Source organism: Ramlibacter sp. (assembly GCF_050250995.1).
Classification (GTDB): Bacteria; Pseudomonadota; Gammaproteobacteria; order Burkholderiales; family Burkholderiaceae_C; genus Ramlibacter.
This window is the reverse complement of sequence record NZ_JBFWNP010000002.1, coordinates 1-25173: the sequence shown is the minus strand read 5'-3', so window position 1 is coordinate 25173 and position 25173 is coordinate 1. Positions and strand designations below refer to the sequence as shown.

At 67.9% G+C, this 25173-nt stretch carries 25 protein-coding genes; 16 read left to right on the top strand and 9 right to left on the bottom strand.

Features of this window, described 5'->3' with window-relative positions:
• Positions 1 to 3: 3 nt before the first annotated feature.
• The 3 genes from AB7E83_RS01975 to AB7E83_RS01965 all read right to left on the bottom strand — a co-directional run bounded on the left by AB7E83_RS01975 (position 4) and on the right by AB7E83_RS01965 (position 2604).
• Positions 4 to 552 (bottom strand): DUF6622 family protein, encoded by a 549-nt coding sequence (locus tag AB7E83_RS01975; RefSeq protein ID WP_428564820.1) that lies wholly within the window; start codon positions 550 to 552, stop codon positions 4 to 6.
• A 145-nt stretch (positions 553 to 697) separates the two neighbouring features.
• Positions 698 to 1936, bottom strand: coding sequence for a serine hydrolase domain-containing protein (locus AB7E83_RS01970; protein WP_428564817.1), 1239 nt, complete (start codon positions 1934 to 1936; stop codon positions 698 to 700).
• An 11-nt stretch (positions 1937 to 1947) separates the two neighbouring features.
• On the bottom strand, positions 1948 to 2604 hold the full coding sequence (locus AB7E83_RS01965; RefSeq protein ID WP_428564814.1) for a glutathione S-transferase family protein: 657 nt from the start codon (positions 2602 to 2604) through the stop codon (positions 1948 to 1950).
• Between the two features lie 149 nt (positions 2605 to 2753).
• Between AB7E83_RS01965 and AB7E83_RS01960 the strand changes: the two genes are divergently transcribed.
• Positions 2754 to 3782, top strand: a complete 1029-nt coding sequence (locus AB7E83_RS01960; protein ID WP_428564811.1) for a Bug family tripartite tricarboxylate transporter substrate binding protein — start codon at positions 2754 to 2756, stop codon at positions 3780 to 3782.
• A gap of 7 nt (positions 3783 to 3789) precedes the next feature.
• Here the strand turns inward: AB7E83_RS01960 and AB7E83_RS01955 are convergent, their stop codons facing one another.
• Together AB7E83_RS01955 and AB7E83_RS01950 are read right to left on the bottom strand one after the other, a co-directional pair.
• Positions 3790 to 4026, bottom strand: coding sequence for a DUF2798 domain-containing protein (locus tag AB7E83_RS01955; protein WP_428564808.1), 237 nt, complete (start codon positions 4024 to 4026; stop codon positions 3790 to 3792).
• A 49-nt stretch (positions 4027 to 4075) separates the two neighbouring features.
• The gene (locus AB7E83_RS01950) at positions 4076 to 4573 is read right to left on the bottom strand and encodes a DUF2938 domain-containing protein (protein ID WP_428564805.1); all 498 of its coding nucleotides are present in this window, start codon (positions 4571 to 4573) and stop codon (positions 4076 to 4078) included.
• A 79-nt stretch (positions 4574 to 4652) separates the two neighbouring features.
• On the opposite strand from AB7E83_RS01950, the gene AB7E83_RS01945 reads away from it, so the two are divergent.
• Entirely contained in the window at positions 4653 to 5099 is a 447-nt protein-coding gene (locus AB7E83_RS01945; RefSeq protein ID WP_428564802.1) for a helix-turn-helix domain-containing protein, read from the top strand.
• A gap of 12 nt (positions 5100 to 5111) precedes the next feature.
• Here the strand turns inward: AB7E83_RS01945 and AB7E83_RS01940 are convergent, their stop codons facing one another.
• Positions 5112 to 6119 (bottom strand): LysR family transcriptional regulator, encoded by a 1008-nt coding sequence (locus AB7E83_RS01940; protein WP_428564799.1) that lies wholly within the window; start codon positions 6117 to 6119, stop codon positions 5112 to 5114.
• 16 nt (positions 6120 to 6135) lie between these two features.
• Here AB7E83_RS01940 and AB7E83_RS01935 point away from each other — a divergent pair, with 16 nt between their 5' ends.
• From AB7E83_RS01935 to AB7E83_RS01925, 3 genes are read left to right on the top strand one after another with little or no spacing between them, the layout of a single operon-like run.
• Positions 6136 to 8979 carry a molybdopterin-dependent oxidoreductase gene (locus AB7E83_RS01935; protein ID WP_428564796.1) on the top strand — a complete coding sequence of 948 codons (2844 nt, stop codon included), beginning with the start codon at positions 6136 to 6138 and terminating at the stop codon, positions 8977 to 8979.
• The gene (locus AB7E83_RS01930) at positions 8976 to 9614 is read left to right on the top strand and encodes a 4Fe-4S dicluster domain-containing protein (protein ID WP_428564793.1); all 639 of its coding nucleotides are present in this window, start codon (positions 8976 to 8978) and stop codon (positions 9612 to 9614) included. The genes AB7E83_RS01935 and AB7E83_RS01930 overlap by 4 nt, the downstream gene beginning before the upstream one ends.
• Positions 9611 to 10516 (top strand): dimethyl sulfoxide reductase anchor subunit family protein, encoded by a 906-nt coding sequence (locus tag AB7E83_RS01925; protein ID WP_428564790.1) that lies wholly within the window; start codon positions 9611 to 9613, stop codon positions 10514 to 10516. The genes AB7E83_RS01930 and AB7E83_RS01925 overlap by 4 nt, the downstream gene beginning before the upstream one ends.
• 12 nt (positions 10517 to 10528) lie before the next feature.
• Here AB7E83_RS01925 and AB7E83_RS01920 read toward each other — a convergent pair whose 3' ends face one another.
• Entirely contained in the window at positions 10529 to 11515 is a 987-nt protein-coding gene (locus tag AB7E83_RS01920) for a Bug family tripartite tricarboxylate transporter substrate binding protein (RefSeq protein ID WP_428564787.1), read from the bottom strand.
• 69 nt (positions 11516 to 11584) lie between these two features.
• On the opposite strand from AB7E83_RS01920, the gene AB7E83_RS01915 reads away from it, so the two are divergent.
• The 7 genes from AB7E83_RS01915 to AB7E83_RS01885 all read left to right on the top strand — a co-directional run bounded on the left by AB7E83_RS01915 (position 11585) and on the right by AB7E83_RS01885 (position 18987).
• Positions 11585 to 12367: an IclR family transcriptional regulator gene (locus tag AB7E83_RS01915; RefSeq protein WP_428564784.1), complete on the top strand. Its 783-nt coding sequence runs from the start codon at positions 11585 to 11587 to the stop codon at positions 12365 to 12367.
• A gap of 58 nt (positions 12368 to 12425) precedes the next feature.
• A complete protein-coding gene (locus tag AB7E83_RS01910) occupies positions 12426 to 13718 on the top strand; it encodes a Rieske 2Fe-2S domain-containing protein (protein WP_428564781.1) in 1293 nt (430 codons plus the stop codon).
• Positions 13715 to 14491 carry an SDR family NAD(P)-dependent oxidoreductase gene (locus AB7E83_RS01905; protein WP_428564778.1) on the top strand — a complete coding sequence of 259 codons (777 nt, stop codon included), beginning with the start codon at positions 13715 to 13717 and terminating at the stop codon, positions 14489 to 14491. The genes AB7E83_RS01910 and AB7E83_RS01905 overlap by 4 nt, the downstream gene beginning before the upstream one ends.
• A 4-nt stretch (positions 14492 to 14495) precedes the next feature.
• Positions 14496 to 15440 (top strand): dioxygenase, encoded by a 945-nt coding sequence (locus AB7E83_RS01900; RefSeq protein ID WP_428564775.1) that lies wholly within the window; start codon positions 14496 to 14498, stop codon positions 15438 to 15440.
• A gap of 62 nt (positions 15441 to 15502) precedes the next feature.
• Positions 15503 to 16483 carry a Bug family tripartite tricarboxylate transporter substrate binding protein gene (locus AB7E83_RS01895; protein WP_428564772.1) on the top strand — a complete coding sequence of 327 codons (981 nt, stop codon included), beginning with the start codon at positions 15503 to 15505 and terminating at the stop codon, positions 16481 to 16483.
• Between the two features lie 109 nt (positions 16484 to 16592).
• Positions 16593 to 17867 (top strand): SGNH/GDSL hydrolase family protein, encoded by a 1275-nt coding sequence (locus AB7E83_RS01890; RefSeq protein WP_428564769.1) that lies wholly within the window; start codon positions 16593 to 16595, stop codon positions 17865 to 17867.
• A 133-nt stretch (positions 17868 to 18000) separates the two neighbouring features.
• Complete coding sequence (locus AB7E83_RS01885; protein ID WP_428564766.1) at positions 18001 to 18987, top strand: Bug family tripartite tricarboxylate transporter substrate binding protein; 987 nt, start codon at positions 18001 to 18003, stop codon at positions 18985 to 18987.
• Between the two features lie 63 nt (positions 18988 to 19050).
• On the opposite strand, the gene AB7E83_RS01880 is transcribed toward AB7E83_RS01885, so the two are convergent.
• Positions 19051 to 20601 carry an aminotransferase class V-fold PLP-dependent enzyme gene (locus AB7E83_RS01880; RefSeq protein ID WP_428564763.1) on the bottom strand — a complete coding sequence of 517 codons (1551 nt, stop codon included), beginning with the start codon at positions 20599 to 20601 and terminating at the stop codon, positions 19051 to 19053.
• 134 nt (positions 20602 to 20735) lie between these two features.
• On the opposite strand from AB7E83_RS01880, the gene AB7E83_RS01875 reads away from it, so the two are divergent.
• The 4 genes from AB7E83_RS01875 to AB7E83_RS01860 all read left to right on the top strand — a co-directional run bounded on the left by AB7E83_RS01875 (position 20736) and on the right by AB7E83_RS01860 (position 24228).
• Positions 20736 to 21212 carry an Lrp/AsnC family transcriptional regulator gene (locus tag AB7E83_RS01875; RefSeq protein ID WP_428564760.1) on the top strand — a complete coding sequence of 159 codons (477 nt, stop codon included), beginning with the start codon at positions 20736 to 20738 and terminating at the stop codon, positions 21210 to 21212.
• A gap of 171 nt (positions 21213 to 21383) precedes the next feature.
• The gene (locus AB7E83_RS01870; RefSeq protein ID WP_428564757.1) at positions 21384 to 22388 is read left to right on the top strand and encodes a uroporphyrinogen decarboxylase family protein; all 1005 of its coding nucleotides are present in this window, start codon (positions 21384 to 21386) and stop codon (positions 22386 to 22388) included.
• Between the two features lie 37 nt (positions 22389 to 22425).
• Complete coding sequence (locus AB7E83_RS01865; RefSeq protein ID WP_428564754.1) at positions 22426 to 23208, top strand: SDR family oxidoreductase; 783 nt, start codon at positions 22426 to 22428, stop codon at positions 23206 to 23208.
• Positions 23209 to 23265: 57 nt separating this feature from the next.
• Positions 23266 to 24228 (top strand): Bug family tripartite tricarboxylate transporter substrate binding protein, encoded by a 963-nt coding sequence (locus tag AB7E83_RS01860; protein WP_428564751.1) that lies wholly within the window; start codon positions 23266 to 23268, stop codon positions 24226 to 24228.
• A gap of 202 nt (positions 24229 to 24430) precedes the next feature.
• Here AB7E83_RS01860 and AB7E83_RS01855 read toward each other — a convergent pair.
• The coding region (locus tag AB7E83_RS01855; RefSeq protein WP_428564748.1) for a hypothetical protein at positions 24431 to 25173 on the bottom strand (743 nt) is incomplete at its 5' end.

The following is a 25173-nucleotide window of genomic DNA, read 5'->3' as shown; positions in this document are numbered from 1 at the left end:
GCATCACGCCGCCAGGCCCACCGTCGCCGGCCGGAGGGCCAGCTTCCACAGCCGTGCAGCGCGCCCGACGAAGATGCCCGTGAATGCGCCGTAGAGCGCAGCGATGCCGAGCGCGAACTGCGTCTCCTGCACCCGTTGCGGCGCCATCGCGAGCTCGACGCCCACGGCGTACTTGGTCATGAAGATGCCGACGATCAGCAGCAGCGGGACGACGCTGCCTTGCAGCCGGTAGGTCCGCCGCGCCGCGTCGAACTGCGCCGCGGCGCGGCCGGGCACGAGCAGGGAGAAGGCCATGGCGGCGGCGAGGAGCCACGCTGCCAGCACGTTCGCAAGATGCGGCGATGCGCCCAGCGCCGAGAGCGTGCCCCATGCCGAGAAGACCGTCATGCCCAGCGGCAGCAGCGACACGCGCATCAAGCTGGCGGTGCGGTCGCGCAGCTGGCTCGCGCCGAGGGCGAGCAGGCCGGCCAGCAGGCCCCAGACCCATACCGGCGTGTTGCGCACGATGGTGACGATGGCTTCGGGATGGTTGACGACGAGTTGCAGCAGCATGGGGTTCTCCGGGGAGTGGGGGGACGTGGCCGGTGGGCCGATGCCGTAATGTGCGCAATGCCCCCTCGCAGAACCAGCCGGCTGCGACGAAACGCCGGAAGTCCGGCGTGAAATGCACGTGGATCCGAGCGATCCGCTCCGGCGATCAGGGCGACGTTTGCGCCAGAACCCCCCGCCACAGCGCCATCCGCTCCGCCCCCAGCCGCGAGCCGCTCGCATCGCCCGATGCATCCCGTGCCACGGCCATGTGGACCATCACGAGCTTGTGCTTCGGGTCGACGAAGATCGCCTGGCCGTAGATGCCGAGCAGTGCGAACTGCCGGTCGGGGCCGGGCAGCAGCCACACCTGGTAGCCATAGCCGAAATAGCGGTTGCCGCGGTTCTCCATGGTGCCGGGCCGGAAGGCCGCGGGCTGACGCGCTGCGTCGGTCATGGCCAGCACCCAGTCGCGCGGGACGACCTGTCGGCCCTGCGCCTGCCCATCGTTGGCGAGCAACATGCCGAGCCGCGCGTAGTCGCGCGCCGTCGCATTGAAGCCGCCCTGCGCCTGCTCCGAGCCGTCGCCCGGATTGATGATGTAGGTCGCCCGCGCCTCGGCGCCCATCGGCCGCCAGATCCTGTCGCCGAGGTATTCGCACAGGCCCTTGCCCGTCGCCGTGCGCAGCACCAGCGCGAGGACGTCCGTCTGCGCGCCGCTGTAATTGAAGCGCTCGCCCGGCGCGGCCTCGCGCTCGGTGATGCTGCGCGCCGCCGCCACCACGCCTTCGCGGCGGGCGAGCAGGTTGTAGCGCGTGCGGTCGTCGTTGGCCGTGTAGTCCTCGACATACTTCGCGCCCGACGCCATCCGCAGCAGGTCCTCGATGCGCGTCTCGCCATAGAGCGTGCCCTTCAGCTCGGGCACGTACTGCGCCGCGCGGTCGTCGACCGAGCGGATGCGGCCGTCCGCGATGGCGGCGCCGATGCCGAGCGCGGTGAGTGTCTTGGCGATCGAGTTCGACAGCATGCGCATCTCGGGCGTGCGCGCGTAGTTGTAGCGCTCCGCGACGAGTTCGCCGTCGCGCACGACGACGACGGCCGTCGCGCGCTGATGGTCCATGTAGTCGTCGAGCGTGAACGCGCGGCCCTGGTAGCGATAGGTCACCGGCTGCGCAATCGCGGCGGGCCGCAGGGGCGCGGGGGTGGGCGAGGGCGCAAGGCTGCAATGCGGCAGGATCGCATCCATCCCGCTGAAGGACGCGACGATGTGCTTCTGCTGATGCGTCTGCATCGGCCGCGGCGGCGGGGGATAGCCTTCGTCGCGCCCGAGGAGGACTTCGTCGGGCGCGGACGCGACGAGCGCGGGGAGCGCGGCAAGCGCCAGGGTGAGCACAATGCGCAGGTTCATCGCTTGCGGCCTCAGTCCCGGTCCGGCGCGCCCAGCGGGAACAGCTTGCGGAACGGCCGCGCATTGTCGACCGCACGGGCAAACGAGGGCCGCGCGAGCAAGCGCGCGCGGTAGGCGCGCAGGTTCGGGCAGGACTCGGGAATGCGATGCGTCCAGTCCGCGTAGAACAGCGAAGGCGCCGCGGCGCAGTCGGCCATGGTGAACGCATCGCCGCTCGCCCAGGTCTTGCCGGCGAGATGCCCTTCGAGCCATGCATAGGAGCGATCGAGCTTCTGGATGGCGAGGTCGAGGCCGTCCTTGCGCTTCGTCGCATCGCCGGTCAGCGCACCGTCCACGGCGTGCTGCATCGCGTTCATCACGTGCAGGTCGAAGAAGCGGTCGAGGAAGCGCACCTGCAGCGCCTCCATCGGTTCGGCCGGAATCAGGCGCACCGGGCCGGGATGCTTCAGCTGCAGGTACTCGATGACGATGCTGGTCTCGACGACATGCTGCCCGTCTTCCAGCAGCATCGGGAACTTGCGGATCGGCCAGCGGCGCAGCCACTCGGCCGTGTCCTCGTTCTCCGGCCAGACGGTGCGCAGTTCATACGGCGTGCCGTTCTCGTGAAGGGCGATCAGCACCTTCTGCGTGTACGAGGAAAACGGGTGGCCGTAGATGGCGATGGGCATGGCGCGACGATCCTTTCGTTTCGGCCATTGTCGTCCGCGCGCCGCAGCGGGGCGGGGATGGCGCATGAAAAAAGGAGCGAATTACTGATGACTTGGCCGCAAGGAATAGTCACAATGCCTGACACCGCATCCGAAACAAGGAGCCGTCCATGCCTGATCCTCGTCCCTCCACGGAACAGCGCTGCGGCGCGGCGAACGGCACGCGACGCCGCGGTTTCCTGATGACGGCCGCCTCGGTGGGCGTGGCGACGCTGGCGCCGGCGGCGTTCGCACAGTCCGCCCGATACCCGTCCAGGCCGATCCGCATCATCGTCGCCTTCCCGCCGGGCGGCCTCACCGATGCATACGCGCGCCACTACGGCGAGTTCCTCTCGAAGAAGTTCAGCCAGCAGGTGACGGTGGAGAACAAGCCGGGCGCCGGCGCGATGATCGGCATCGAGGCCGTCGCGAAGTCCCCGCCGGATGGCTACACCTTGCTCATGACGACCTCGGGCACCGTCTGGCAGAACCGCGTGCTCTACACCAAGCTGCCGTACAACCTCGACAAGGACCTGACGCCCATCGCCTTGTTCCCGGCGGGCGCGCTCGTCGTCGCGGTGCCCGAGAAGATCGGCGTGTCCAACTTCAAGGAATTCATCGCCTTCGCGAAGAAGAATCCCACGTCGATGGGTTCGTATGCCGCCGGCTCGTATCCGCACATGGTGGCCGACCAGATCAACCGAGCCGAAGGCACGAAGATCCAGGCGGTCCACTACCGCGGCGAAGCGCCGATGTGGGTGGACCTGGCCGGGGGGCAGGTGCAGATCGCCGTCGGGAGCTATCAGGGTTTCAATACGATCTCGACGCGCGGCGTGCGGCCCATCGGCGTGACCGGCTACCACCGCAGCCCCAGGCTGCCCGATGTTCAGACCCTGGTGGAGCAGGGGATCGAGGGGACGCTGGTCACGCTCGATGGCGGCCTGCCGCTCATGGCGCCCGGCGGCACGCCGGAGGCCGTGCTGCAGGTGCTCTCGCGTGCGGCGGTCGAGTGGTCGAACACGCCGACCGCGGCGAAGCTGCGCGAGAGTTTCGCGATCCCCAACAAGCCGAAGAACCTGGCCGAGACGCGCAAGGACTGGGAGCGCGACGTGCCCGGCTGGATCAAGCTGGCGGTGGACCTGGGGATCAAGCTGGATTGACGGCGCGTCAGGATCCCGACCTCGGGCCCACGAGGTAGCCGACCATTCGCCGCGCGAGCGGCGCGACCACCAGCACGAGCGGGAAGGCCGTGAGCCAGCCCGGCAGCCATGCCTTGGCCCATGCGAGCGCGAAACCGGAGCCGATGCCGCGGAACACCGCGGTCGAGAGCGCCGCGAGTGCGAGCGACATCAGGCCCGAGAGGATGAAGCTGAAGAGGAAGGGTTCGAAGCGGCGGGGGATCATGGTGTTTTCCTTGGAGTGGAGGGGGCGATCTCTGGAGAGGCAATCCGTGTCATCGCGAGATCCATTCGATGCACGCGGCGGCGAGATACAGGCCCGCGCCGAAGACGGTGTGGTTGACGACGCTGCGCAGGCTGTTCGCGAGCGGCGTCGGCGTTCTCGATGAAGCGATGCCTGCGCCCATCGCCGGTTGCATCACGAGAAGCGGCGCGGCGACCGTGGCGAGGCCGAAGGCCACGGCCGGCAGCAGTTGCGGGTCGCCCGGCCACGACTCGCCCGCGATCGCGACGAGCATCGATGCGAAGACGACGCCGATGGCGTAGTGCGTGAACCAGCCCAAGGCGACCTCGCCGCGAATCGGCGCGGCCTTGGCAATGGCCGCGTGCGCGAACCGTCCGCGCACCAGGTGGCCGACCCAGCGGCCCACCATCGCGAAGTTGAGGCCGGCGATGCCGAAGCGCTTCAGCAGGAACAGCCACGCATCCATGACGGCCGTCGCGCCGCTGCCGATGAAAAGGATGCGGGTTGCGTCGTCGGCGAGTGTGATCATGGTGCGGTTCCGGTTGACTTCGGGGTGGTGTGAAGCCACTATAGAAGTTCAAGTCAACTTGAGGTCAAGAGGTATTTGCATGGACATCGCCGAAGTCGCCAGACGGTCGGGCGTGCCCGCGTCGACGCTGCGCTACTACGAGGAGAAGGGCTTGATCGCGTCGGTCGAGCGCCAGGGCCTGCGCCGCCGCTTTCAGCCGAACGTGCTGGACCAGCTGGCGCTCATCGCGCTGGGGCAGGCGGCGGGCTTCTCGCTGGTGGAGATCGGCACCATGTTCACTTCGGAAGGCGAGCCGAGCATCGACCGCGCGATGCTGGCCGCCAAGGCCGACGAGCTCGACGCCACCATCAAGCGCCTGAAGGCCATGAGCAACGGCTTGCGCCACGCCAGCGTCTGTCCGGCGCCGCGCCATGCCGAGTGCCCGACGTTCCAGCGGTTGCTGCGCTCCGCGGCGCAGGGGTCGTTGCCTTCGGCGGACCCGACGGGACTGAAGCGGCGCGCGGTTCGAAAGCCGCGTCGCGCCTGAACGCCGTCGCGGCTACTGCGTCACGCAGTGGCGGATGAATCCCTCGGCGGCCGCGCCGAGGCGCTTCGAGCGATGCACGACGATCGACAGCGTGCGCTCGACGATGGGGAAGGTCGGCTGCAACTGCACGAGCCAGCCTTGCGCGACGGCATCGGAGACCGCGAGCCTCGACAGGCAGCCGAGCCCGATGCCCGCGGCCACCGAGCGCTTCACCGCCTCGTTGCTTCCGAGTTCCAGCTCCACCTGCATTTCCGCCAGATGCGGGATGAGCCAGCGGTCCGACGCCTCGCGCGTGCCGGAGCCGGCTTCGCGCAGGACCCACGTGGCGCGATGAAGCTGGCGCGCATTTACCTTGCGCCCCGCGAGCGGATGCCCGCGCGGCGCGATGATGACCATGTTGTCGCTGCGCCAGCGGCGCACCGTGAGCGAAGGATGCGTGTGCGTGCCCTCGATGAAGCCGACGTCGGCCGCGAAGCCGGCCACCGATTCGAAGACGTCGTGCGTGTTGGCGATGCGCACGTGGACGTGGCTGTGCGGATGCGCGGCTTTCCACTTCGCGATCAGTTCCGGCAGCAGGTATTCGCCGATGGTGTAGCTGGAGGCGATCCGCAGCGGCGCGGCATGCGCGCTGCGAAAGAGCGTCTCGGTCTCGCCCGCCTGTTCGAGGATGCCGGCAGCGCGCGGGAGCAGGGCGCGCCCGTTCTCGTTGATCGCGAGCTTCTTGCCAACGCGGTCGAACAGCTGCACGCCCAGCACCGCCTCGAGTTCGCCGAGCGCGTTGCTTGCGGCCGACTGCGAACGCGAGATCTCGTCGGCCGCCGCGCGCGTGGTGCCGCCGCGTGCGACGGCGGCGAACACCTCGAGCTGGCGCAGGGTGAGCTTGAGGCGTTGATCGGCTTTTGAGGACAGAGGTACTCCACGCGGCAGGCGAGCCGCAAAGCAGCATGACCAGCAAGGAGTTTGCTGATCGATTTTCCGGGTCACAGAAAGCGGAATTATCCGCGAATCGGATCGCCGCATCGGCGACGATGGAACGATGCTGAAGTTCCTCTCGCGCGCCCCCGTCCACGATCCGCAGGTGACGGCCACCGCGGACACCGAGGTCAAGACCACCACCTGCTACATGTGCGCCTGCCGCTGCGGCATCCGCGTCCACCTGCGCGACGGCGATGTCCGCTACATCGACGGCAACCCCGACCACCCGATCAACCAGGGCGTGATCTGCGCCAAGGGCAGCGCGGGCATCATGAAGCAGCGCTCCCCCGCGCGACTCACGCAGCCGCTGCTGCGCAAACCGGGCGCGCAGCGCGGCGACGGCGAGTTCGAGCCCATCTCGTGGGAGCGCGCTTTCGACATCCTGGCCGAACGCCTGCGGCACCTGCGCGCGACCGACCCGAAGAAGTTCGCGCTCTTCACCGGCCGCGACCAGATGCAGGCGCTCACCGGCCTCTTCGCGCGCCAGTTCGGCACGCCCAACTACGCGGCCCACGGCGGCTTCTGCTCGGTCAACATGGCCGCCGGCATGATCTACACGGTGGGCGGCAGCTTCTGGGAGTTCGGCGGGCCCGACCTCGAGCACGCCAAGGTGTTCGTGATGATCGGCACCGCCGAGGACCATCACAGCAACCCGATGAAGATCGCGCTGGGCAAGTTCAAGCGCGCGGGCGGTCGCTTCATCTCGATCAACCCGGTGCGCACGGGCTACTCCGCCATCGCGGACGAGTGGATTCCGATCCGCCCCGGCACCGACGGCGCGCTCTTCATGGCGCTGCTGCACGAACTGATCGCGACCGACCGCATCGACCATGACTTCCTGCGCCGCCATACGAATGCACCGCAGCTCGTCGTGCTGGACGACGGCGAGCGCGAAGGCCTGTTCGCCTTCGATCCCGAGGCCGGCGTGCCCGGCGACGGGCGCAATCCGCACAACAAGCTGGCCTGGGACACGGCGAGCGGGCAGGTGGTGCAGGCGTATCCGCAAGGCATCGAAGCGGGGCGCGTGCTTGCGCTCGAAGGGCACTACACGCTGGCGGACGGCACGCGCGTCGCGCCCTCGTTCCAGTTGCTGCGCGAGCGCGTCGCGAGCTGCACCCCCGAGTGGGCCGCGCAGATCACGGGCATTGACGCCGCGCGCATCCGGGCGCTGGCGAGTGAACTCGGCGAGACGGCGCTGCGGCAGGCGTTCGAACTCCCCATCCCCTGGACCGATGCGTGGGGCCATCGCCACGAAACGACGAAGGGGCGTCCCGTCGCCTTCCATGCGATGCGGGGCGTGGCCGCGCACTCCAACGGTTTCCAGACCGTGCGCGCGCTCGCGATTCTCATGAGCGTGCTCGGCACGATCGATGCGCCGGGCGGCTTTCGCCACAAGGCGCCGTATCCGAGGCACATCGTGCCGAACTACCGCGCGTTCAACGATCCGGCGATGATCCGGCCCAACACGCCGCTGAACGCCGCGCCGCTCGGCTTTCCGGCGAGCCCGGAAGAACTCGCCATCGCCGAGGACGGCACGCCGCTGCGCATCGACCATGCGTTCTCGTGGGAGCATCCGCTGTCGGCGCACGGACTGATGCACAACGTCATCACGAACGCGGTGCGCGGCGACCCGTACGAGATCGACACGCTGCTGATCTTCATGGCGAACATGGCGTGGAACTCCACCATGAACACGATGGAGGTCCGCGCGAAGCTGAACGCGAAGCGTGAAGACGGCGAATACAGGATCCCGTTCCTCGTGGTGTGCGACGCGTTCCGCAGCGAGATGGTCGCCTTCGCCGACCTCGTGCTTCCCGACACGACCTACCTCGAGCGGCACGATGTCATGAGCATGCTCGACCGGCCGATCTCGGAGTTCGACGGGCCGGTCGATTCGGTCCGCGTGCCGGTCGTGAAGCCGCATGCCGAATGCCGGCCGTTCCAGGAAGTCCTGGTCGAACTGGCCTCGCGCCTCGGCTTCCCCGCCTTCACGAACGAGGACGGCACGCGCAAGTTCAAGGACTACCCGGACTTCGTCGTCAACTACCAGGCGCAGCCGGGCATCGGCTTTCTCATGGGCTGGCGCGGCAAGGACGGCACGGAGCACCTGCGCGGCGAGCCGAACCCGAACCAGTGGGAGATGTACGCGAAGAACAACTGCGTGTTCCGCCATCACCTGCGGCCGGACCAGCAGTACATGCGCAACTGGAACCGCGCGTACCTCGACTTCGCGAAGGAAAAAGGCTGGCGCCAGAAGAACGACGTGGTGCAGCTCGCGCTGTACTCCGACACGCTGCAGAGTTTCCGTCTCGCGGCGCAGGGCAAGTCCGCGGGGCGCCAGCCGCCCGAGCATCTGCGCGAACGCATCGCGACCTATTTCGACCCGCTGCCTTTCTGGTATGCGCCGCTCGAGGATGCGTGCATCGACAAAGCCGAGTTCCCGCTTTCCGCGATCACGCAGCGGCCAATGGCGATGTACCACTCATGGGATTCGCAGAATGCGTGGCTGCGCCAGATCCACAGCCACAACTATCTGCACGTCAATCCGCTCACCGCGCGCGCGTCCGGCATCGCCGACGGCGGCTGGGCCTGGGTGCGCAGCGCCTGGGGCCGCGTGCGCTGCATGGTGCGCTACAGCGAAGCGGTGGAGCCGGGGACGGTGTGGACCTGGAATGCGATCGGCAAGGCCTCGGGCGCGTGGAACCTGTCGCCGCAGGCCGACGAATCGCGCAAGGGCTTCCTGCTGAACCACCTCATCACCGAGGAGCTGCCGTTCGGCGAGGGGCGCATCAGCAATTCCGACCCGATCACGGGGCAGGCCGGGTGGTACGACGTGCGCGTGAACCTTTCGCCGGCCGAGCCGGACGAAGCCGACGAATCCTTTCCGCAGGTGGGGGCGGCATGAGCGAAACCCTCGCGAAGCAACTCGCCCTCGTCATCGACCTCAACGTCTGCGTGGGCTGCCATGCGTGCGTGACCTCGTGCAAGGAGTGGAACACCTCGGGCGCCGCCGGCCCCCTGAGCGACCTGCGCGCGTATGACGAGAAGCCGACGGGCACGTTCTTCAATCGCGTGCAGACGTACGAAGCCAACGAGTTCCCCGACACGCAGACGATCCACTTCCCCAAGAGCTGCCTGCACTGCGAAGATCCGCCCTGCGTCCCCGTGTGCCCCACCGGCGCGAGCTACAAGCGCGAGAGCGACGGCATCGTGCTCGTCGACTACGACAAGTGCATCGGCTGCAAGTACTGCAGCTGGGCCTGCCCCTACGGCGCGCGCGAGTTCGACGAAGAGCGCAAGGTGATGACGAAATGCACGCTGTGCGTGGACCGCATCTACGACGAGCTGCTGCCGCCGCAGGACCGCAAGCCGGCCTGCGTGAAGGCCTGCCCGACGGGGGCGCGCCTCTTCGGCGACGTGAAGGACCCGACGTCGGACGTCTCGGTCGCGATCAGGGAACGGGGCGGCTACCCGCTGATGCCGGAGTGGGAGACGCAGCCGGCGAACCAGTACCTGCCGCGCAAGGTGACGACGCGATGAAGCCGGCCGCATCGATCATTCTGTTCACGACCCTTGCGGGCGCGGCGCAGGGCATGTGCGTCGTGGCGGCCGGCGCCACCCTGGCCGGCGCGGCGCCCGGGCCCGCCGCGGCGATGCTGTGGACGGCCGTCGCCTTGCTCGTCGCGGCGCTCGTCGCGTCGTTCTTCCACCTGGGCCACCCCCAGCGCGCATGGCGCACGGTGCTGATGTGGCGCACCTCGTGGATGTCGCGCGAGGTGATCGTGCTGCCGGCCTTCATCGCGCTCGTGGCGCTATGGGCGACGATGCCCGCATCGAGGTTGCTGGCGGCGCTCGCGATCCTCGGGGCGTTCGCGCTCTGGTACTGCACCGCGATGATCTATGCCTGCATCCGCTTCATCCAGGAGTGGGCGCATCCGCTCACGGCGGTGAACTACGTGACGCTGGGGCTCGCGTCGGGCTGCATCGTGGCGGGGGCGGTGTCGGTGCTGGCGGGAGACGTGGCCTTCGCTCGAGCCATCGCAGGCTGGGCCATCGCCGCGCTCTGGCTCGCCTGGTTGACGCGCACGCTGTCCCTGCGCCGCAACGCGCGGCTCGTGCCGAGGTCGACGATTCAATCCGCCACCGGCATCCAGGCCGCGCGCGTGGTCCAGACGGCGATGGGCATGACGGGCGGGTCGTTCAACACGCGCGAGTTCTTCCACGGCGCCACGGCGCACGCCATCGGCAACGTGAAGGCGGGCTTCCAGATCCTCGCGTTCGCCGTGCCGCTCGTGCTGCTCGCCTGGGCCGCCGCAACGGGCGCCTCGGCGGCCTGGCTGCTCGCGCTCGTCGCGCATGCGCTCGGCATGCTGGCCGAGCGCTGGTTCTTCTTCGCGCAGGCGCGGCACCCGCAGAACCTGTATTACCAGGCGGTGTCGTGACGGGTCGGAGACCTACTGCGCCTTGATCCCGCGCTCGCGGATCAGTTTGCCCAGCACGTCGTAGTCGCGCCGCAGCAGCGACGAGAACTCCTGCTGCGTGCTCATCACCGGCTCCGCGCCGAGCTCCGTGAGCCTGGCCACGACCTCCGGCGACTTCAGCACCTTCGAGAACTCCGCGGTGAGCTTCGCGACGATGGGCGCGGGTGTGCCCGCCGGCACGAACAGGCCGTTCCATTGCTGCGGCTTGAAGTCCGCGAAGCCCTGTTCCACGAAGGTCGGCACGTTCGGCATCTGCTTCGAGCGCGTCTCGCTCGTCACGGCGATGGCGCGCACCTTGCCGGCCGCCACCTGCGGGGCGGCGAGGGTGGAGGAGATGAGCGTGACGGGCACGTGGCCCGCGAGCACGTCCGCCATGGCCGGGCCGCCGCCCTTGTACGCGACGTGCGCGATGTCGGCCTTCGCCAGGTCCTTGAACACCTCGAAGTACAGGTGATTGCTGGTGCCGATGCCCGGGCTCGCGTAGCTCACCTTGCCCTTGTTCGCCTGCGCGTACGCGACGAGTTCCTTCACGTTGTTCACCGGCAGCGACGGATTCACCAGCATCACGAGCGGGATGCGCGTGAGGACGGCGACGGGAATCAGGTCCTTCATCGCGTCGTAGCTCAGGTTCGGGATCAGGTGCGGGTTGGCCGGCACGCTGTCGGCCGTCATGAGCAGCGTGTAGCCGTCCGCCGGCGCGCGCGCGACCAGCGCCTCGGCCAGCGTGCCGCCCGCGCCGGGCCGGTTCTCGATCACGATGGGCTGGCCCAGCGCTTCGGAGAGCTTCGGCTGCATCGCGCGTGCGATGACGTCGGTGAGGCCGCCCGCGGCGAAGCTCACGACGAGGCGGATCGGCTTGTTCGGATAGTCCTGCTGCGCGTGGGCTGCAAGGGGCAGGGTGGCGGCAAGCGAAAGGGCGAGGGCGGAAGCCGCGCGGCGCGTGAAGACCCGCTGGGTCATGGATTCGTCTCCTGGGGATGGGTATGGTACTGTCCACTGTGCGGACAGTTGCCGCACAATATGGACAGTATGCCAGCCCCAGCAGCCCCAGCAGCCCCTGAAGCCCCCGAAAAAGACGGTGGCGTTCGCGCCGTCGAGCGTGCGCTCGACATTCTCTCGGCGTTCGCCACCGGCGACAGCGAGTTGCTGGTCGCGGACCTGCAGAAGCGCGTCGGCCTGAGCCGGCCCACGCTCTACCGGCTGCTGCGCACGCTGGAGAAGAAAGGTTTCGTCACCGGCGGCGGCGAACCGCAGCGCTTCCACCTCGGCCCGGCGCTCGGGCGAATTGCCAACGTGTGGGTCGCCAACCTCGACCTTGCCGCGCTCGCGCGGCCGGTGCTCAACGACGTGTGGGCGCACACGCGCGAGACGGTGGCGCTGTTCGTGCCGCGCGGCGACATGCGCCTGTGCATCGCCGAGCTGCGCAGCCCGCAGCCGCTCAGCTTCAGCCGCGGCATCGGCTCCAGCGAGCGGCTGGTGAAGGGCGCGAGCGGCCGCGCCATCCTCGCCTTCACGCCGCTCGCCGAAGGCGAGATCGAGCAATTCGCGGCCGGCACCGCCGTCGACGTCGCGTGGACGCGCAAGCAGCTCGAACTCACGCGCGAGCGTGGCTACGCGATGGGCCACAACGAGCTCATCCAGGGCGCCTGGGCGGTGGCCGCGCCGTTCTTCGACGCCACTGGCGCCATCGCAGGATCGGTGGCCGTCTTCGGCCCCGACGTGCGTCTCACGGAAGCGCAGGTCCACGAGTTCGGCCGCTACCTCGGCAAGGCGGCGTCCGGAATTTCGCGCGCGCTTGGCTGGGATTCCTAGAGTCCGTACAATGGACAGCTTGATCGCAGTACGAACACCCCTCCACGATTGAACTCCCATGGCCGCCAATGAAATGATGAAGACGCTGGTGCGCACCGGCCCCGGCACCCCCACCGGCGATTTGCTGCGCCGCTTCTGGATCCCCATCCTGCTGTCCAGCGAGATCGCGGAGCCCGACGGGCCGCAGGTGCGCGTGCAGATCCTCGGCGAGAAGCTGCTTGCCTTTCGCGACAGCGAAGGCCGGCCCGGCCTCATCTCCGAGTTCTGCTCGCATCGCGGCGCCTCGCTCTACTTCGGCCGCAACGAGGGCAACGGCATCCGCTGCTCGTACCACGGCCTGAAGTTCGACATCCACGGCAAGTGCGTCGACATTCCGCAGGCGCCGCAGATGTGCGAGAAGTTCTCCATCGCCGGCTACCCGTGCCTCGAGCGTGCCGGCATCGTGTGGGCCTACATGGGTCCGAAGGACAAGCAGCCCGAGGGGCCCGGCGTCGAGTGGGCCAACCTGCCCGACAGCCACGTCTTCGCGTCCAAGCGGCTGCAGGAGTGCAACTACCTGCAGGCCATGGAAGGCGGCATCGACACGAGCCACGTCTCCTTCGTCCACAAGTTCGAGGTCGACAACGACCCGTTCCACCAGGGCACGAAGGCCAACGACTACATCAAGGCGGACGGCAACGTCACGTTCGAGGTCGAGAAGCACGACGGCGGCCTCACGCTCTTCGGACGCCGCAACGGCGAGCCGGACTCGTACTACTGGCGCGTCACGCAGTGGATCTTCCCCTGGTACAACCTCATCCCGCCCTTCGGCGACCATGCGCTGGGCGGCCACATGTGGGTGCCGATCGACGACCACAACTGCTGGGCGTGGAGCATCAACTTCCATCCGACGAAGCCGCTGTCGGACGAGGAACTCGGTCACCTGCGGGACGGCAAGGGCGTGCATTGCGAGTACGAGCCCGGCACCAACGTGCCCGGCGGCACCTGGCGGCCGAAGGCGAACAAGGACAACGACTACCTGATCGACCGGGTCGCGCAGAAGGAAGGGCGTGCCTTCAGCGGCGTCTTCGGCTTCGCCGCGCAGGATGCGTCCCTGCAGGAGAGCATGGGTCCGATCCAGAATCACGACATCGAGAAGCTGCTGCCCTCCGACCGCGCGATCGTGATGGCTCGGCGCATGCTGTGGGAAGCGACGGTGGGCCTGTCGCAAGGCGTCGAGCCGACGGCGGTGAGGCCGCGGGCGCAGCACGTGCGCGCGGCCGGTGTGCTGCTGCCGCGCGAGCAGAAGCCGCAGGACTGGGCGAAGACGCACCTCGTCTACGACGAAAACATGCCGGTGTATTCGCTGTGAGCGGACGTCTTGCAGGCAAGGTCGCGCTCGTCACGGGCGGGGGCGGCGGCATCGGCGCGGCGACGGCGGCGCTCTTCTGCAAGGAAGGCGCGAGCGTGATGCTCGTCGACATGAACGCCGAGGGGCTCGAGCGCACGGCGGCGCTGGCGCGCGAGGCGGCGCCGGGCGCGGGCGTGCGGTTCCTCGCCGCCGACGTCGCGGACGAGTCCGCCGCGCAGCGGGCCGCGACGCAATGCATAGACGCCTTCGGCCGCATCGACATCCTCGTGAACAATGCGGCGATGCGCAATTACTCGTCCTTCGCCGACGCCTCGACCGAGGAATGGCGGGCGGTGCTCGGCGTGAACCTGATGGGCAACGCGAACTACTGCCGCGCGGCATTGCCGCACCTGCGCAAGGCAGGCAAGGCGGCGATCGTCAACGTGTCGTCCTGCTACGCCGTCAAGGGCCGCAAGGGCATGGCGATCTACGACGCGACCAAGGCCGCGCTGCTGGCGATGACGCGCACGCTCGCGTTCGAGGAGGTCGCGCACGGCATCCGCGTCAACGCGGTGTGCCCGGGCTCCACGCTCACCGAATTCCACGTCAACCGCACGGTGGCCGCGGGCAAGAGCGTGGAGGAGCTCAAGACGCAGCGGCAGGACACGTCGCTGCTCGGCCGCTGGGCCGACCCGATGGAGATCGCGTATCCGATCCTCTGGTTCGCGTCCGAGGAAGCTTCGTTCATCACCGGCACGACCCTCGTCGTCGACGGCGGCCTGCACATCAAGTGAATCCATGATCACCAACGACCGGGACCTGACCCGCGCCGTGCTCGCCGAAGCGGCGGGCACGGAGGACGAGCGATTCCGCACGATCCTGCAGGCGGCCATTCGCCACCTGCACGACTTCGTGCGCGACGCGAGACTCACCGAAGCGGAATTCCGCCAGCTCTGCGGCGCCATCGCGAAGTGCGGCCAGCTCACGACGAGCTCGCACAACGAAGTGGTGCTGGCGGCCGGCTCGCTCGGCGTGTCCGCGCTGGTGTGCATGCTGAACAACACCGACGCGTCGCACGCGGAGACCACGGCCAACCTCATGGGCCCGTTCTGGCGCGAGGGTGCGCCCGCGATGAAGAACGGCGATTCCATCGTGCGCTCCACCACGCCCGGCGAGCCCGTGTTCGTCATCGGCTGGGTGAAGGACGAAAAGGGCCACCCCGTCGCCGGTGCTTCGGTGGACATCTGGCAAGCGTCGGGCGAGGGCTTCTACGAGAACCAGGACCGCGCCCAGGCCGACATGAACCTGCGTGGCCGATTCGTCACCGACGAGGCGGGGCGCATCGCGTTCCGCACGGTCAAGCCGAGCGGCTACCCGATCCCGGTGAACGGCCCGGTCGGCACGATGCTGCGCGCGCAGGGCCGGCACAACATGCGGCCCGCGCACATCCACTTCCTCGTCCACAAGCCCGGGTACAAGACGCAGTTCTCGCAGGTGTATTCGAGCGACGACCCGAACCTCCTGACCGACGTGCAGTTCGGCGTGACGCGCGCGCTGATCGGCCACTACGTGCGGCACGATGCCGACCCCGCGCCCGACGGCGACGTGACCGGCCCCTGGTATTCGCTGGAGCACACCTTCACCATCGCGCCCGGCGACGATTCGCTGCCGCCCGCGCCGATCACGGGCAAGGCCGAGGGCGAGCGGCCCGCGCTCGTGGTGCTGCAGGCGCAGCGACCCTGACACCCCGACCCCGACATCGACATCGACAGACAACCACAACGACAAGACCCCAAGGAGACGACATGCCCATCGCCCGCAGAACCCTCATCGCCTCCGCGGTCGCCGCGGTCGCGGCCGCGCCGCTCGCGCGTGCGCAGCAGCAGGAGTGGCATCCCACGCGCCCCGTGCGCATCATCGTGCCGATCGTCGGCAGCACCAACGACGTGCTCGCGCGCCTCATCGCGCCGAAGCTCCAGGAAGTGCTGGGCCAGCCCGTCGTGGTCGAGAACCGCGCCGGCGCCGGCGGCAACATCGGCGCGGACATGGTGGCGAAGGCGGCCCCCGATGGGCACACGCTGCTGATCGGCTACAACGGCCCGCTCGCGATCAACCCGACGCTGTTCGACAAGATGCCGTACGACTCCACGAAGGATCTCGCGCCGATCACGCTGATGGTGAAGTCGCCGCAGTACCTGGTGGTGAATTCGAACTCGGGCATCGCGAGCGTGCGCGACTTCGTCGCCAAGACCAAGGCGGCGCCGGGCAAGTATTCGTACGCGTCGGTCGCGGTGGGCAGCGCCTCGCACCTCACGATGGAAATGCTGAAGTCGGCGGGCAAGTTCCACATCACGCACATCCCGTATCGCGGCGCCGGGCCGGCCGTCACCGACCTGCTCGCCGGCAACGTGCATGCCGCGTTCTTCGTGCCGGGCAACGTGCAGCAGTTCGTGAAGGAGGGCAAGCTGAAGCTGCTCGCCTCCAGCGGCACGAAGCGCTTCCCGAGCACGCCCGACGTGCCCACGCTCATCGAGGCGGGCTACAAGGACTTCGAGGCGACCTCGTGGATCGGCCTGCTCACCACGGGCGGCACGCCGCGCAACATCGTGGACCGCTACCACCGCGAGATGATGAAGATCCTCGCGATGCCCGACATCGCCGCTCGCCTGCGCGAGATGGAGTTCGAGATCGTGGCGAGCACGCCGGAGCAGTTCTCCGCATGGATCAGGTCCGAGATCGGGCGCTGGGGCGAAGTGATCAAGTACACGGGCGCGAAGGCCGAGTAGAACGGCGGCTGCGGGTTTTTACCGAGTTTCGTCCGCCATTCGGCGGTCCGGCATGGCGCGCACCGCACGCGCCGGTTAGTATCTGCTGACATTTCAGTGGAGGTGCTGTATGCCGGGCCCAATGCTCATGGACAGCGTCGTCGTGTTCGGGGACTCGCTCTCCGACATCGGGCGCAAGTGGAAGACCAAGTCGGGCAAGATGGCCACGGCCACCAACCAGATGTACGTCAACCCGAGCGGGCGCTTCAGCGATTGCCGCAACTGGTGCGACTACATGATCGAGGCGGCGACCGGGCAGCCGCAGGTCACGAGGACGGCCGAGGGCACCATCGCGCTGTCGAAGATGCACATCGAGCTGAGCGAAGACAGCCTCTTCGGCTCGCTCGACCATCCCTTCCAGTACGTCAACTACGCCGAAGGCGGCGCCTGCGGCGACAAGCCGGCGTCGAAGGGGCCTTTCCTCAGCACCTTCAAGGACGAGGTCGACTGGTTCGAGGAAGACCTCCGCAAGAACCCCAACCTGCAGTTGGGCAACACGCTGTTCATCGTCTGGTTCGGCGCGAACGACCTCTACACCGCCGGGCGCAAGGCCGTCGAGATGCGCGACGTGGCGAACATGGTGGGCAACACGCAGCGCGCGCGGCTGCAGGAGATCGTCCGCGGCAAGGGCGGCAAATCGCGCTTCGTGTTCTGCAACCTCGCGCGCGCGCTGACCTCGGTGCGTTACACGAAGCAGTTGCAGGAGGCCGAGAACGCGCTCCTGCGCGCCCTGAACAACGAGCGCGTCGCCACCGTGAGCGGTGGCCGTGCAAGCTCGCTGTGGCATGCGCAGCAGGCGTTGGCCGTCGCCACCGCGCGGCGGCACACGGGCGACCGCTTCACCAAGATGGGCCGCGCCATCCGCGAGATCGAGGAGAAGATCGCGCTCATCAAGAACTTCGAGGTCGGCGTCATGGCGTACAACACGCAGATGGCGATCAACGCCAATGCGCAGGGCGACATGGTGGCCGAGGTCGGCAACGTGCTGAACGAAGAGACGATCGCGCGCCTGTTCGAGGGCAACTACGGGCTCATGGCCGGCGCCATGACGGGCCGCGCCACGCAGGTGAGCTCCACCAGCTACGCATCGGGCGTGCGGCCGATCACGACGATCGACGAGGTCCACCCGACCGATGCGCTGTACAAGCTGATCTGGGAAGAGATCTATTCCACGCTGAAGCGGCAGCAGACCACCTTCGGCCGCCTGGTCGGCACGCCGGTGATTTCCGCGCTCGCACGGGAATCGGGGCCGAACGCCACGGTCAGCCGCGACTTCGCCTCCGTCATGGACCAGATCAAGTCCGGCAACTTCCAACTGCGCCCGGTGACCCGGCCGCGCCGCTGATCGGGGATGGTGGCCGTTCGTCATGGCAAAACGGCCGTCAGGATATCGAAACGGGAAGCGGCGCCCGCCAGCCTGAGCGCCTAGCCTTGCGTCCTGTCGAAATGCCCCGGTCGGGGACGCAAGGAAGAAGACCATGGTTCGGAACCGTCGTGAGATGTTGCGCGCGGCTGGCGCGCTGGCCGCCGGCGTATGGCTGCCCGGGATGGCAAGCGCGCAGGCCGCATTCCCGTCGCAGACCCTCAGGCTCGTGGTGCCGTTCGCGCCCGGCGGCGGTGGCGACGTGCTGGGACGCCTGCTCGCGAGCAAGCTCTCGGAGTCGCTCGGCCAGCAGGTCATCGTCGACAACAAGCCCGGCGCGAGCACGGTGATCGGTACCGACGCGGTGGCGAAGGCCGCGCCGGACGGCCACACGATTTTGCTGAACGTGCCGCTGGTCGTGCAGACCGCGAGCCTCATGTCGAAGCTGCCCTACGACCCGATCCGCGACCTCGTTCCGGTGGCCGAGGTGGTGAACTCCGCGCTGTGGATGGCGGTGAACCCGGCGAAGATGAATGCGCGCAACCTGAAGGAGTTCGTCGCCGAGGTGAAGTCGCAGCCGAAGAAGCACAGCTACGGCTCGATCGGCCTGGGTTCCACCACGCATCTCTTCGGCCACGCGCTCAACGAAGGCGCGGGGCTCGACATGGTGCATGCGCCGTTCAAGGGCAGCTCGGTGGCGCTGAACGCGCTGCTCGGCGGCGAAGTGTCCGCCGTGATCCTCGACTACGTCACGCTCAAGCCGCAGGCCGCGGCGGGCAAGGTGCGCCTGATCGCCGTGACGGGCTCCACGCGCTCGGCGTGGACGCCGGAGGTGATGACGTTCGCCGAGCAGGGCTACACGGGGCTCGAGATGATGACCTGGGCCGGCCTCTTCGTGCCCGCGAGGACGCCCGACGCCGTGGTGTCGCGCCTGCACGGCGAAATCGCGCGCATCGTGCGCCAGCCCGACGTGGCCGCGAAGCTCGCCGACCTGGGCTATGTCGGCAGCAACATGACGCAGGAGCGGTTCGCGCAGCAGGTGAGGGACGAGAAGGATCGCTGGGGGATCCTCATCAAGAAGGCCGGCGCGAAGCTGGAATAGCGAGAGACGCCGCAAGCCCCGGCGCGGCCCGGGGCGCGGAGGCTTGCTGCGCGGGCAACAGGCTCAGCGAACGGCTTGCAGCGCCAGCCCGCCGGACAGCTGGATGCAGGACACATGGCCCTCCCGCTGAACGGCCAGCGTGGCTTGCAGGCTGCGGTTGCCGCTGCGGCAGAAGAACACCAGCGGGTGCGCATGCTCGAGCATCCAGCGCGGCACTTCCTGCTCGATCTCGGTCAGGGGGACATTGACGGCCGTCTTGCCCGCGCGGACGACGGGGGCGGCGGCGGCCACTTCGAAACGCTCGCGAACGTCGATCAGCAGGGCCTGCGGATCGCGCTGCAGCAGGGTGTCGAGTTCTCGCCAGTCCAGCGCCCGCACGTGGGCTGCATCGGCGTCGTTCGCGGCGCGTTCGCCGGACGGCTTGATCGCCGAGGCGCTGTCGCGCAGGATGCGCCCGCAATCGCGGATCGCCGCGCACGCCGCGTCGATGAACGCCTCGTCCGCCAGGGGGCCGAACGACATGCGGACCGCCGACGTCGTGCGCCACTCCGCAAGGCCCATCGCCTCGAGGACGTAGCTCGGCGCGGCCTTGGCCGCGGAGCACGCGCTGCCCGCGCTGACGCGCACGCCCGCCGCCTCGAACAGATCCATCAGCATGCGGCTGCTCACGCCGGGCACGGAGAAGTTGAGCGTGGTGGGTAGCGTGCGCTCCAGCGGCGCATTGAACGCGACGCCGGGGAACGCGTCCCGCAAGGCCTGCACCAGGCGGTCGCGATACGCATGCAGGGTCTCGTGCGGCTTGAACGTGTCGCCGCGGCACGCCGCGGAGAGGACGGCGCCGAGCGCGGCGATCCCCGGCATGTTCTCGGTGCCGGAGCGCCAGCCGCCTTCCTGTCCGCCGCCCATCACCAGGGGCGTGCATGGGCTGCCCTCGCGCACGTACAGCATGCCGATCCCCTTGGGGGCGTGGAGCTTGTGGCCCGAGAAGGCGGCGTAGTCGATGCGCGTGTTCTTCAGGTCCAGTGCGAGCTTGCCCAGCGCCTGCACGCAGTCCACGAGCCACAGGGCCGGGCTTGCGCTTTCGACGAGCGCGCGTTCGATGCCGGCGAGATCGGACACCACGCCCGTCTCGTTGTTGGCGGCCATGGTGCAGAGCATGCCGATCTCGGGCGCCCAGGCGCGCAGCAGTTCCAGGTCGTGCAGGCCCTCCGCGTTCACGGGCAGCGCGCGAATCTCCAGTTCGAGGCCGAGCAGCCGGTTCCAGTGCGCAAGGCTCTCGGGCACTGCCTTGTGTTCCGTGGCCCCGTACACCAGCACCTGCCGGCGCGTGTCGCCCCGCTTGCGGCGCTCGCGCAGTTCGCACAGGCTGGACAGCACGGCGGTCTGGATCGCTTCGGTCGCGCCGCTGACGAAAAGGACGGTTCCCTCGCCGCTGCCCAGGAGGCGCGCGGCGCTTGCACGGGCGTCCTCGCGCAGTTCGCGGGCCACCAGCCCGGTGCTGTGCGAACTGCTCGGGTTGCCGAAGCTGGCCTGCATGGTGTCGGACGCGGCGGCCAGGGCCGCGGGGAGCACGGGCGTCGTGGCGTTGGCGTCGAGATAGATTTCGTGGTGCATGGGGCGGTGGGGCGGTGCTCGCTGGCGGTGCATCGAGTCTAGGAAGGAGCACGGGGAAAAAACTCGCGAAACGCGCCGCGGAAGCCGATAATTTGGAATCCTGAACTCCCGACTCCGACCTCCAGAGAAATTCCATGCTCGAAAGTCTCGATCGCATCGACCTGCACCTCCTGGACGCCCTGCAGAACGACGCCACGCTCACGATGGCGGAGCTCGGCGAAATCGTCGGCCTGTCGGCCACGCCCTGCTGGAAGCGCGTGAAGCGGCTGGAGGACGAGGGCTACATCGCGGCGCGCCTCGTGGTGCTCGATCGCAAGAAGATGGGCCTGCCCGTGACCGTGTTCGTGAGCGTGCGCACCAGCCAGCACGACGAGAAGTGGCTGGCGCGGTTCGCGGCCACCGTCACCTCGATGCCGGAGGTGGTGGAGTTCCATCGCATGAGCGGCGACGTCGACTACATGCTGAAGGTGGTGGCCGACAGCATCGAGGGCTACGACCGCTTCTACAAGAAGCTGATCCGCCAGGTGGGACTGTCGGGGGTCTCGTCCGCGTTCTCGATGGAGCAGATCAAGAGCACCACCGTGCTGCCGCTCGCGCTGGCGAGCGCGTGAAATCGACCCGCGGGAAAGATCATTTCACGAAGTTCCGGCCTCCTGGAATCCCATGCTTCCCGGGGCCGGATTTCGCCCCGCGATTGACGTTATATGCTCGGGCGGTCGCGGAGAATCGGTATCTCCAGCATCTGGCACTTAGCACTTCGTAGTACGAGAGGAAGCAGACACATGACGACCAAGCGCGCGCGCATGGATGCCGCGATTCGCGGCGATGCCGTCGACAAGGTGCCCTTCGGCATCTGGTTGCACAACTTCGCGGAAGAATATTCCGACGAGGTCCTGGCCAAGGAGACCGTGCGCCTGTACGAGCGCTTCGACTTCGACTTCATCAAGCCCCAGACCCGCGCGCACTGCTTCGGGGAGATGTGGGGCCAGGAAATGGCGCCGCCGAAGGGCCGCGACGACTGGCCCGTGACGAGCAAGTTCGCGGTGAACGCCGACGGCGACCTCGGCAACATCAGGAAGGTGCCGGCCAATTCCGGCGCGCTCGCCGAGCAGGTGCGCGCCTACCGGCGCATCCGCGACGTCGTGGGCCCCGACGTCCACATCATCGCCACCGTGTTCTCGCCCATGATGAACATGACGCTGATGCACAAGGACGGCAAGCCCGGCGCCCTGGCGCTGCAGGACAGCGCCCCCGACGCGCTCGAGGCCGCCTTCGATGGCATGACGAGCACGCTCGAAGAGTACGTGGCCCTGTGCCGCGACGCGGGCGTCGATGGCCTGTTCTACGCCACCACCACCGGCAACGCGGGCGAGTGTACGAAGGAGCAGTTCGAGCGCTTCCAGCGTCCTTTCGACGACCGCATCCTCGCCGCGGCGAAGGGCTGCCCCATGAACGTTCTTCACGTGTGCGGCCCCGCGATCCAGGCGCCCTGGTTCAAGGACCACGCGGCGAACGTCTACAGCTGGGCCACGACGCCCGGCAATCCGTCGCTGCAGGACATGCATTCGCTCACCGGCCGCGCCGTGATGTCCGGCGCGCCCGCGAAGCCGAAGATCGCCGCCATGCAGCCCGAGGAGCTGCGGGCGCACGTGCAGCGTTCGCTGGAGGAAATGAAGGGCCGCCACCATGTGCTCGGCCCGGACTGTTCGATCAATTCGAACACTTCGCCCGAGCTGATGGACGTCATTGCCGATACCGTCCGGAAGTTCAAGCCGGCGGCGCACTGAAGTCGCGCGCAGGCATCGCAGCAGACGAAGCAAGACCATGGACCTCAAGATCAAGAACCGGCACGCGCTGCTGACGGGCGCGAGCAAGGGCCTCGGACGTGCGTGCGCCGAGCGCTTTGCCGAGGCCGGCGCGCGCGTGACGCTCGTCGCGCGGGACGAGCGCGCGCTGCGCGCGACCTGCGATGAGATCGGCACGCGCTACAACGTGCGCGCCGACTGGATCGTGGCCGACACGGCCAAGCCGGAGGACCGTGCCGCGGTGCTGGCGAAGTGCCCCGACCCGGACATCCTGGTCCTGAGCAGCGGCTGGCCCAAAGGCGCCATGCAGGCCACGCCCTGGGACCCGGCGGCGTGGCAAGGAGCGCTCGAGTCCATGCTGCTCGGCCAGGCGCAGATGCTTTCCACGGTGGGCGAGGGCATGGCGCGCCGCGGCTTCGGCCGCATGGTCGTGGTGACGTCGCGCCTGATCAAGGAGCCGGAGTTCGAGCTCGCGCTTCCGGCGGCGGCCCGCATGGGCCTGAGCGCATACATCAAGGCGCTCAGCAACCACCTCGCGCGGCACAACGTCACCGTCAATTCGATCCTGCCCGGCATCTTCGACACCGAAACGCAGAAGGCCAACACGGCCAGGCTCGTCGCGGAACAGGGCCTGACCGAGGCCGAGGTCGTGGCGAAGCGCGCCGTCTTCACGCCCGCGGGCCGCTTCGGCACCCCCGAGGAATTCTCGGCGCTATGCGCCTACCTGTGTTCCGCCGACGCCGGTTTCATGACCGGCCAGGCATTGACCCTCGACGGCGGCGCCCATTCGGGTGTCCTGTAGTCTTTCCATTTTTCCGTTTCCGTTTTTTCCGTTCCCGTTTCCATGAGGTTTTTCGACATGCGTCTTACCCTGGCACTCCTTTCGTCCCTGGTCGCGCTCACGTTCTCGACGGCGAGCCTGGCCCAGGCCTATCCCACCAAACCCGTTCGCGTCGTCGCGCCCTACGCACCCGCGGGCAACGTCGACATCATCGCGCGCATCATCAACAAGCGCCTCGAGACCGAGCTCGGCCAGCCCGTGCTCACCGAGAACCTGCCCGGCGGCAACGGCGTCATCGGCACGCAGGCCGTGCAGCGTTCGGACCCGGACGGCTACCGCCTGCTCGTGAGCTCCTCGGCCCACGTCATCACGCCGGTGTTCCAGAAGGCCGTGCCCTACGACCCCGTGAAGGACTTCGTCGCCATCAGCCAGATCACGGCCATGCCGATGGTGCTGATGGTCGACGCGAACCTGCCGGTGAAGACGCACCAGGACCTGGTGGCCTGGGCCAAGAAGCAGGGCGGCCCGATCGACTACGGCACGCTGCGCGGTTCGGCCGGCCACTTCGCCGCCGAACTGTGGCGCGAGGCCACGGGCGTGCAGGTCAAGCAGATCCCGTACAAGTCGGGCACCGCGATCGCGATGGACGTGGCCGGCGGCCGCGTGCCGATCAGCTTCGACGCGGTCGCCGCGTCGATGGTGCATCTGCGCTCCGGCAAGGTCCGCGTGCTGGCGATCACCGGCCCGGTCCGCTCGCCGCTACTGCCCGACGTGCCGACCTTCGCCGAGCTGGGCTTCCCCGGCGTCGACGCGCAGACTTGGCACGGCTACTGGGCGCCCAAGGGCACGCCCCAGGCCGTGATCGACAGGCTGGGCGCGGCCATGGTCAAGGTGTCGCAGATGCCTGAAGTGCGCGAAGCGATCCACCAGGTGGGCGGCAACGTGATCGGCAGCGGGCCGAAGGCGTTCCAGGACTTCAACGCGGCCGAGGCGGAGAAGTGGGCTTCACGCGCGAAGCGGTTCAATATTCAGAGCGATTGATTCGGGGGCGGTGCGTGCGTAGTGGCGTGGCACCGATCTGAGGTGCCGCCCATGTGATCGTCCGGTCCTGCTCTCGATCATTAGCCGGTGGCTTGCATCGATCGCAGTGATCCAGCGCTGCGCAGATTGATCTCTCGCTCGCGCCGCTGCAACTACTTCACTCAGGGGGAACTGTCCCATCTTTGCTCTGAATAGGGTCGGATCACCGATCTTCTAGGGGAGGCAGTGGGGCCAGCAATGAAACCTGCTCGCCTTTTCCCCTGTTTTCCGTGCGTTGGTCGTCGCCCTGATCAGAAATAGAGTCATGTGGCGTCGCCAGCAGGCCGATGATGGCCTTGGAAAAGCCCATGTCGAGCGTGTTACTTTTGACGAACAGCGTGAGAATGTCGGAAGCCATCTTGGCGGATAGATTGGAATCGCTACCGCTTAAGTGGCGAGGCAGCGCGCCGGTGCTGGCGGCGAAGTAGTGCAATGCTAGATCGGTGATTCGGATGGCATCGTTCAGCGCATAGCGCCTGATCATTAGTCGATTGACCTCTTCGAGGAGACGGGGAAACTCTGCGTGATCGATGGCCTGTTCCGAATCTGCGCCGCCCGTCAGGCGACGAATGGCATCTGCAAATCTTACTTTTTGCGCAAGCGATTCCGCTCCATCATGAAGCTCCTCTCGCAGTCGCGCCTCGACGTTGAGCACGTCCACGACGTTCAGCTCACTTATTAGCAAACCAAGGCTGATTGCCAGTGCGCGAGTGGCGAGAAGAACGAGACACATATGCGCCCGATCATCCACGCGCAGCTTCCGCTGCAGGTGGTTCTGCTCGCCGATATTCAGAAGCGTAACGACCCTGTGCGCGGGCTTGAGCGTCCAGATTCCTGCGCGCAGAAACTGCGCCAACGCCCGGTATTCACTCCCCTTCGAAAATGTGAGCAATGCCTCGACCATAC

Coding starts and splice junctions, on each gene's coding strand:
- AB7E83_RS01975 (WP_428564820.1), bottom strand. CDS start 552: ATGCTGCTGCAACTCGTCGTCAACCATCCCGAAGCCATCGTCACCATC.
- AB7E83_RS01970 (WP_428564817.1), bottom strand. CDS start 1,936: ATGAACCTGCGCATTGTGCTCACCCTGGCGCTTGCCGCGCTCCCCGCG.
- AB7E83_RS01965 (WP_428564814.1), bottom strand. CDS start 2,604: ATGCCCATCGCCATCTACGGCCACCCGTTTTCCTCGTACACGCAGAAG.
- AB7E83_RS01960 (WP_428564811.1), top strand. CDS start 2,754: ATGCCTGATCCTCGTCCCTCCACGGAACAGCGCTGCGGCGCGGCGAAC.
- AB7E83_RS01955 (WP_428564808.1), bottom strand. CDS start 4,026: ATGATCCCCCGCCGCTTCGAACCCTTCCTCTTCAGCTTCATCCTCTCG.
- AB7E83_RS01950 (WP_428564805.1), bottom strand. CDS start 4,573: ATGATCACACTCGCCGACGACGCAACCCGCATCCTTTTCATCGGCAGC.
- AB7E83_RS01945 (WP_428564802.1), top strand. CDS start 4,653: ATGGACATCGCCGAAGTCGCCAGACGGTCGGGCGTGCCCGCGTCGACG.
- AB7E83_RS01940 (WP_428564799.1), bottom strand. CDS start 6,119: ATGCGGCGATCCGATTCGCGGATAATTCCGCTTTCTGTGACCCGGAAA.
- AB7E83_RS01935 (WP_428564796.1), top strand. CDS start 6,136: ATGCTGAAGTTCCTCTCGCGCGCCCCCGTCCACGATCCGCAGGTGACG.
- AB7E83_RS01930 (WP_428564793.1), top strand. CDS start 8,976: ATGAGCGAAACCCTCGCGAAGCAACTCGCCCTCGTCATCGACCTCAAC.
- AB7E83_RS01925 (WP_428564790.1), top strand. CDS start 9,611: ATGAAGCCGGCCGCATCGATCATTCTGTTCACGACCCTTGCGGGCGCG.
- AB7E83_RS01920 (WP_428564787.1), bottom strand. CDS start 11,515: ATGACCCAGCGGGTCTTCACGCGCCGCGCGGCTTCCGCCCTCGCCCTT.
- AB7E83_RS01915 (WP_428564784.1), top strand. CDS start 11,585: ATGCCAGCCCCAGCAGCCCCAGCAGCCCCTGAAGCCCCCGAAAAAGAC.
- AB7E83_RS01910 (WP_428564781.1), top strand. CDS start 12,426: ATGGCCGCCAATGAAATGATGAAGACGCTGGTGCGCACCGGCCCCGGC.
- AB7E83_RS01900 (WP_428564775.1), top strand. CDS start 14,496: ATGATCACCAACGACCGGGACCTGACCCGCGCCGTGCTCGCCGAAGCG.
- AB7E83_RS01895 (WP_428564772.1), top strand. CDS start 15,503: ATGCCCATCGCCCGCAGAACCCTCATCGCCTCCGCGGTCGCCGCGGTC.
- AB7E83_RS01890 (WP_428564769.1), top strand. CDS start 16,593: ATGCCGGGCCCAATGCTCATGGACAGCGTCGTCGTGTTCGGGGACTCG.
- AB7E83_RS01885 (WP_428564766.1), top strand. CDS start 18,001: ATGGTTCGGAACCGTCGTGAGATGTTGCGCGCGGCTGGCGCGCTGGCC.
- AB7E83_RS01880 (WP_428564763.1), bottom strand. CDS start 20,601: ATGCACCACGAAATCTATCTCGACGCCAACGCCACGACGCCCGTGCTC.
- AB7E83_RS01875 (WP_428564760.1), top strand. CDS start 20,736: ATGCTCGAAAGTCTCGATCGCATCGACCTGCACCTCCTGGACGCCCTG.
- AB7E83_RS01870 (WP_428564757.1), top strand. CDS start 21,384: ATGACGACCAAGCGCGCGCGCATGGATGCCGCGATTCGCGGCGATGCC.
- AB7E83_RS01865 (WP_428564754.1), top strand. CDS start 22,426: ATGGACCTCAAGATCAAGAACCGGCACGCGCTGCTGACGGGCGCGAGC.
- AB7E83_RS01860 (WP_428564751.1), top strand. CDS start 23,266: ATGCGTCTTACCCTGGCACTCCTTTCGTCCCTGGTCGCGCTCACGTTC.